Origin of the sequence: Streptomyces sp. NPDC058579, from assembly GCF_042718575.1 — a bacterium.
In the GTDB taxonomy this organism is placed as follows: Bacteria; Actinomycetota; Actinomycetes; order Streptomycetales; family Streptomycetaceae; genus Streptomyces.
In genome coordinates this window covers 1-2935 of the sequence record NZ_JBHXPI010000091.1, presented here as the reverse complement: position 1 = coordinate 2935, position 2935 = coordinate 1, and the positions used below count along the sequence as shown (strand labels likewise).

Annotated in this window: 1 protein-coding gene, 1 tRNA gene and 1 pseudogene; 2 read left to right on the top strand and 1 reads right to left on the bottom strand. The window is 75.5% G+C overall.

The features are described from left to right. Window positions 1–395: 395 nt before the first annotated feature. Window positions 396–469 (bottom strand) — tRNA-Lys (locus ACFWRO_RS37020). 183 nt (window positions 470–652) lie between these two features. Between ACFWRO_RS37020 and ACFWRO_RS37015 the strand changes: the two genes are divergently transcribed. Further along, window positions 653–2038 carry a peptidoglycan-binding protein gene (locus ACFWRO_RS37015; RefSeq protein ID WP_384519085.1) on the top strand — a complete coding sequence of 462 codons (1386 nt, stop codon included), beginning with the start codon at window positions 653–655 and terminating at the stop codon, window positions 2036–2038. A 170-nt stretch (window positions 2039–2208) separates the two neighbouring features. Beyond that, a pseudogene (locus ACFWRO_RS37010) lies at window positions 2209–2935 on the top strand (hypothetical protein); the annotation flags it as partial.

Below are 2935 nucleotides of genomic sequence, written 5' to 3'. Positions count from 1 at the left end.
CCTCCACCCTCCCCCGTGCGCACCCCGTGGCCGGCGGGGGGCCCGGGGTCCGCCGCGCCCCCACGCCCGGGCCGGCCTCGACCGCGGGCGCGCGGGCTGCGGGAGGAGCCCGGCGCCGGCGCGGGAGGTTCGGGTTCCGCAACTCTAGAACGGGCGTCAGGCCCGGGCCCAGAGCACGGTTCCGCCGCGCGAAGATCGACTGGTTCCGTACGGGAGTTCAACCCCCTGGCAGCCAACGGGCCAGCCGGGATGGGCGGTTGGGGCGGGAGGCGCCGAACGGCCGGGATGGCCGGAACGTGACCGAGACGCTACGGAGCGGAGTCGGGGCCGGGCGTCTCTCGGTGTACGGAAACGATCGAAGCCCCTCACCGTCGGTGAGGGGCTTCGACTGCGCGTGCGCCGCCAGGGACTCGAACCCCGGACCCGCTGATTAAGAGTCAGCTGCTCTAACCAACTGAGCTAGCGGCGCGTGCTGACCTGGAGAACTCTACCCGACGCCCGGGGGTGCTCCTGACCAATACTGCCCCTCCCGGCCTGTCGGATGGTCGTATCAGGCCTTCGATCCGTCAAAATGCGATATGTCCAGACAGTTGAGACACTGACGCCCGTGCACGAGCGCCAAAAGATCTTGACGAGTGTGGAGGGGAATCGCATGAGTGTGCCGGTCTTCGAGGAGTTCGAGCCCGCGGCCGACTGCGGCTGCGCGGGCTGCGCCCAGCAGCGGCGCGATCTTGCCCTGGGCCTGCCCGTGCGCGCGGGCGGCCACCCGGCGGCGCACGGGGCGCGCCGCGCGCTGGTCCTGGTGACCGCGGCGGGCGTGGTCCTCGGCGGCGGCGGCGCGAGCGCGCTGGCCGGGCCGGCGGACGGCCCGACCGCGTTGGCCCGTCCCGCGGACGGACCGACCGTGCCGGCCGGTCTTCTCGCCGACCTGGACGCCGCGGCAGGCCCGGCCGACGACACGCCGCAGGGCGGCGCGGGACCGCTCCACGGAGCCCCTGGACCCGGTGGCCAGCCGGCGCCCGGCGCGACCCCGACGAACAGTCAGATCTCCACCGGGTCCCTGCGGAAGACCACCCGCGCCGAGATCGTCAACCGCGCCAAGCGGTGGGTGAGCGCCCAGGTCCCGTACTCGATGGAGCGGTACTGGTCCGACGGCTACCGCCAGGACTGCTCGGGCTACATCTCGATGGCGTGGAACCTGCGCGGCAACGAGTGGACCGGCAGCCTGGACCGCTTCGGCGAGCGGATCGACCGCACCGAGCTCCAGGCCGGCGACATCCTGCTCTTCCACAACCCGGCCAACCCGACCAAGGGCTCGCACGTCACGATCTTCGGCGGCTGGACCGACTACACCCACACCTCGTACATCGCGTACGAGCAGACCAAGCCGCGAACCCGGCGCCAGGCGACACCGCTGGCGTACTGGGCCAACTCCGCCCGCTACGTCGCCTACCGCTACAAGGGCGTCGTGAGCGGCGGCAGCGCGGGAGGCGGCTCGGCCACGACGGTCACGCCGTACCCGGGCTCGGAGATGTTCGGCCCCGGCGCGAACAACGCGTACGTCACCCGGCTCGGGCAGCTGCTCGTGCAGCGCGGCGGCAAGGCGTTCTACGGCCAGGGCCCCGGTCCACGCTGGGGCGAGGCGGACCGGCGGGCGACGCAGGCGTTCCAGCGGGCGCAGGGCTGGAAGGGCGCGGAGGCGGACGGGATGCCGGGGCCGCAGACCTGGCGCCTGCTGGTGGCGGGGCAGGGGCGGAGCATCGGCGGTTCGAGTGGTTCGGGGGGCTCGAGCGCGAATGTGCCGGGCTTTCCCGGGCGTGGCTACTTCCGTCCGGGCCAATCCAGCGCATATGTGGAGAAGCTGGGCAAACAGCTGGTGAAGCGGGGCTTCGGCAAGCACTACCTGTCGGGTCCCGGTCCGCGCTGGAGCGAGGCGGACCGTCGCAGTGTCGAGGCGTTCCAGCGGGCACAGGGATGGCGCGGCGGCGCGGCCGACGGCTACCCGGGCCCGGAGACCTGGCGGCGCTTGTTCCGATGACCCCGAGAGCATGAGGTGGACTCCATGACCGCAACGCCCCCCAACCCGGACTCGGGAGCGGCCGCCAGCCGCGACGCGGCCCGGACGGCCCGCCGTATGACGACGGAGCCCCGCACCCCGAGACCGACGGACCACCCGCCGGAGCCCGACACGGCCCGCCCCGAGGGTGCGTGGGTCGGCGAGGACCGCGCGGCAGCGACCGGGGCGCCGACGGAGGCGCAGGCGGCTCCCGCGACCCCGGCACCTACGGGAGCGGGACCGTCGGCCGGGTCGCCTGCGGGGCCGGGTCCGTCGGCCGGGTCGCCTGCGGGGCCGGGTCCGTCGGCCGGGTCGCCTGCGGCCCCGGGACCCTCGGCCGTGTCGCCTGCGGGGCCGGGCCCGTCGGCCGGGTCGCCTGCGGCCCCGGGACCCTCGGCCGGGTCACCTGCGGGGCCGGGTCCGTCGGCCGGGTCGCCTGCGGCCCCGGGACCCTCGGCCGGGTCGCTTACGGCCCCGGATCCGTCGTCCGCGTCGGCTGCGGGGCCGGGACCGTTGTCTGCCTCGCCTACGGCCCCGAGCCCGTCGGCCGGGTCGTCTGCGGCCTCAGGTCCGTCGTCCGCGTCGGCTTCGGGCCCGGGACCCTCGGCCGGGTCGCCTACGGCCCCCGGATTGTCCGCCGGGTCGCCTGCGAGGCCGGGCTCGTCGTCCGCCTCGCCCACGGCCCCGGGACCGTCGGCCGTGGCGCCCACGGCCCCGGGACCGTCTGCGGTTTCACCTACGGCCCCGGGACCGTCGGCCCTGTCGTCCACTGGCCCGGTGCCGTCGGCGCCGGGCCCGGTCGGCCACGGCGCACCGGCTTCGCCGGGTGCGCGAGACGCGGCGGCTCCGGGGGAGCCGGAGCCCCGCGCCGACGCGGCT